The sequence below is a fragment of the Hydrogenophaga sp. genome, assembly GCF_028698005.1.
Taxonomy (GTDB): Bacteria; Pseudomonadota; Gammaproteobacteria; order Burkholderiales; family Burkholderiaceae_C; genus Hydrogenophaga.
The window spans coordinates 1-3,422 of sequence record NZ_JAQVEJ010000227.1 but is presented as its reverse complement, the minus strand read 5'-3'; the positions used below and the strand labels follow the sequence as shown (position 1 = coordinate 3,422).

Annotated in this window: 2 protein-coding genes; both read left to right on the top strand. The window is 68.4% G+C overall.

Going from position 1 to position 3,422, the window contains the following annotated elements; genetic code table 11:
- A partial coding sequence (locus PHQ87_RS15110; protein ID WP_300236151.1) for an efflux RND transporter permease subunit occupies positions 1–1,928 on the top strand: 1,928 nt, incomplete at its 5' end.
- A complete protein-coding gene (locus PHQ87_RS15105) occupies positions 1,925–3,409 on the top strand; it encodes an efflux transporter outer membrane subunit (protein WP_300236148.1) in 1,485 nt (494 codons plus the stop codon). The genes PHQ87_RS15110 and PHQ87_RS15105, both read left to right, overlap by 4 nt.
- Positions 3,410–3,422: the final 13 nt, after the last annotated feature.

The window sequence follows — 3,422 nt, the reverse complement described above, 5'->3', positions numbered from 1 at the left end:
ACGTCGAGCGGGTGATGCGCGACACCGGCTTGCCCGCCAAGGAAGCCACCCGCCAGTCCATGCGCGAGATCACGCCCGCGCTGATCGGCATCGGCGTGACGCTGGCCGCGGTGTTCGTGCCCATGGCCTTTTTCGGCGGCTCCACCGGTGTGATCTACCGGCAGTTCTCCATCACCATCGTCTCGGCCATGGCGTTCTCGGTGTTCGTGGCGCTGACGCTCACCCCGGCCCTGTGTGCCACCATCCTGAAGGCGCCGGCCCACCATGACCCGAACCGACCACCGCGCGGCGGCCTGCTGGGTCTCAATGACCGGTTCTTCCGCTGGTTCAACCGCCATTTCGACGCCGCCACTGCCCGCTACCAGGGCACCGTGGCCTACCTGCTGCGGCGTGCCAAGCGCATGATCCTGGTGTTTCTGGCGGTGTGCGCCGCCGTCTGGGTGCTGTTCAAGAACCTGCCCACCTCGTTCCTGCCCGACGAGGACCAGGGCTTCGTCTACGTGTCGGTCAACCTGCCCGCCGGCGCCACCGACGAGCGCCTGAACCAGGTGCTCGATCAGGTCAAGGACTACCTGCTGGCCCAGCCCGAGGTGATCAGTTTCAACCAGGTGTCCGGCCTGAGTGGCGTGCAAGGCTCGGCACGCGGCTTCGTGCGCCTGAAGACCTGGGCCGAGCGCCCTCTGCCCAGCCAGTCGGCCCCCGTCTTCGCCCAGCGCGCCACCAAGGAACTGGCCGTCATCCGTGACGCGCAGGTCATCGTCAGTCTGCCGCCGGCCGTGCGGGGACTGGGCTCCAGCGCCGGGTTCAACTTCATGCTCAAGGACCTCAACGACCTGGGCCACGACACCCTGCTGGCGGCCAAGGACAGGTTCCTGCGGGAGGCACGCCAGCACCCGGAACTGACGGGGCTGCGCACCACCAACATGGACGATGCCAGCGAACTGCGTCTGAACATCGATGACCGCAAGGCCGCTGCGCTGAACCTGTCCTACGCGGACATCAACAGCGTGCTGTCTGGCGCGATCGGCGGAACCTACGTCAACGACTTCCTCCACAACGGCCGCGTCAAACGCGTCTATATCCAGGGTGACGCGCCCTACCGCATGCTGCCGCAGGACATCGATCAATGGCACGTGCGCAACCGCAACGGCGAAATGGTGCCGTTCAGCGCATTCTCTTCGTCGCACTGGGCCTATGGCTCACCGCAGCTCATGCGCTACAACGGCAGCCCGGCCTACGAACTGCAGGGCCGGGCCGTGCAGGGCGTGAGCTCCGGCACGGCAATGGAGATCGTCGAAGAAATCCTGGCCGACATGCCCCAGGGCATCGGCTACGAATGGACCGGTGCCTCGCTGCAGGAACGTCAGTCTGGCGCCCAGGCTCCGCTGCTGTACGCCGTGTCCATCCTGTTCGTGTTCCTGTGCCTGGCGGCGCTGTACGAGAGCTGGACGGTGCCGCTGTCGGTAATGCTGGCCGTGCCCATCGGCGTGCTCGGCGCCTTGTTGTTCACCACCACACGCGGCCTGACCAACGACGTGTACTTCCAGGTCGGCCTGCTGACCACCGTCGGTCTGGCGGCCAAGAACGCCATCCTGATCGTGGAGTTCGCGGTGCAGTTGCAGGAGCGCGGCAAGAGCGTGTTCGACGCCACCGTGGAAGCCGTCCGGCTGCGGCTGCGCCCGATCCTGATGACGTCCCTGGCCTTCGGCTTCGGCGTCACCCCCCTGGTCTTCGGCACCGGCGCCGGCGCCGGCGGACGCAATGCCATCGGTACCGCCGTGCTCGGCGGCACCGTGATGTCCACCGTGCTGGGCATCTTCATGGTGCCCATCTTCTTCCTGCTCGTCCGCAGCTGGTTCAAGAGCCACTCGCGCCACGAAGGCGACGCCACCATGGCCAACGCCGGTGCACCGGAGGTCTCCGCATGAAGTACCCCCCGATGCCTCGCACCCTCCGACCACGGCCGCTGCTGCTGGCCTGCACCCTGACCGCCGGCCTGGCCGGCTGCAACCTGGCCCCCGAGCACCGCACACCGCCCCTGCCCGTTCCCGCGGACATCACCGCCACCGGCTCGTCCGGCGCACCAGCGGTGCTGGCCGATCAGGCCGGCCTCGATGTGGCCCAGGCACTTCAGTGGGTCCAGTCGCCGCCCCTGCGCGAGGTGATCGCGCTGGCGCTGACGCACAACCGCGACCTGCGTGTGGCGGTCGAGAACATCGAGCGCGCGCGCGCCCAGTACGGCATCACCAGCGCCAGCCGCTGGCCCACCCTCAATGGCCAGCTCCAGGGCAGTCGCTCGCGCAGCGCGGCCGAGCTCTCCAGCAGCGGGCAGTCCCAGGTCAGCCAGCAAATCACGGCGCAACTGGCCTTCACCAGCTATGAGCTCGACCTCTGGGGGCGTGTGCGCAACCTCAACGAAGCGGCGCTGCAGCAATTCCTGCAAAGCGAGGAGAACCGGCGCAGCGTGCAGATCGGCCTGGTCGCCGACGTGGCCAACGCCTGGCTGACGCTGGCCGCCGACCAGGCCCGCCTGCAACTGGCCCGCGACACCCTGTCCAGCCGCGAGAAGGCGTTCGAGCTGACGCGCGAGATGCACCGGCTGGGCGCCACTTCGGGCCTCGTGCTGGCGCAGAACCAGGCCACGGTCGAAACCGCCCGCGGCGACGTGGCTGCCTACACCGCCCAGGTGCAGACCGATCGCAACGCGCTCGTCCTGCTGGTGGGCGGGACGGTACCCGACGCCCTGCTGCCCCAGGCCGACACCCTGTATGGCGATGACGGTGCCAACGGCAGCCCCACCGCCTTGCAAAACCTGCCCGTGCCCCTGCCCTCCTCGGTGCTGCTGGGCCGCCCCGACATTCGTTCGGCCGAACACAACCTGCGGGCCATGGCAGCCAACATCGGCGCCGCGCGCGCCGCCATGTTCCCCGCCATCAGCCTGACCGCCAGCGTGGGTTCCGGCAGCCGGGAACTGGACGGCCTGTTCGGCGCCGGCAACAACACCTGGAGCTTCGTGCCGCTGCTGCGCCTGCCGCTGTTCGACGGTGGCAGCACCCAGGCTGCTGTCAGTGTGGCCGAGGCCAACCAGCGCATTGCCGTCGCGCAGTACGAGAAGGCCGTCCAGACGGCCTTCCGCGAAGTCGCCGATGGGCTGGCGGCCCGCGCCCAATGGCAGGCGCGCCTGGACGCACAGACACGCATGGTCCAGGCGTCGCAAAAGGCCTTTGAACTGTCCGAGGCCCGCTTCCGGGCCGGTGCCGACAACTACCTGAGCGTGCTCGATGCACAGCGCAGCCTGTACGCTGCCCGGCAGACGCTCATCGGCCTGCGCCTGGCCGAGCAGCAGAACCGGGTGACCCTGTGGAAGGTGCTCGGTGGCGCCGAGTCGCTCACAGTCGCTCAGGACTGATGAAAGACTTGAC